Source organism: Phaeodactylibacter luteus, assembly GCF_007993045.1.
In the GTDB taxonomy this organism is placed as follows: Bacteria; Bacteroidota; Bacteroidia; order Chitinophagales; family Saprospiraceae; genus Phaeodactylibacter; species Phaeodactylibacter luteus.
Genome location: NZ_VOOR01000225.1, coordinates 1 through 390, shown reverse-complemented (window position 1 = coordinate 390; position 390 = coordinate 1). Strand labels below are relative to the sequence as shown.

The window sequence follows — 390 nt, the reverse complement described above, 5'->3', positions numbered from 1 at the left end:
GGGCCAAGTCTATGCGGAAGAAAAGGACTATGAGCAAGCGGTCTCCTATTTTGACCAAAGCCTGGCGGTATCTTCCGGTGCAGAAGGATACGACCGGGTCAGGACCGCTACAAAGATCAGCTTAGCCGATGTGTGGTTGGGCACGGGCCAGCTACGGGAGGCCGATAGCCTGCTCTATGATGCATTGGCTATTGCCCAAAAAGAGGAGGACTGGGTACTTCACAGTGCAGCTCTGTTTTATAAAGGCAAATTGCTGGAGCGCATGAATGACTTGGACTCCGCTTATCTGTTTTATGAGCAGGCCCTGGCGGAGGCACAGTCGGTTGAGGTTTGGACTTCGGTAAAAGAGTTTGCCTTAAAACTATCAGACCTTGCCCGGGAGATGGGCAG

General features: G+C 52.6%; 1 protein-coding gene. It reads left to right on the top strand.

The window, feature by feature from the left end; translation table 11 throughout:
• Positions 1 to 390: tetratricopeptide repeat protein (locus FRY97_RS22110; protein ID WP_147169790.1), on the top strand; the 390-nt coding region annotated here is incomplete at both ends.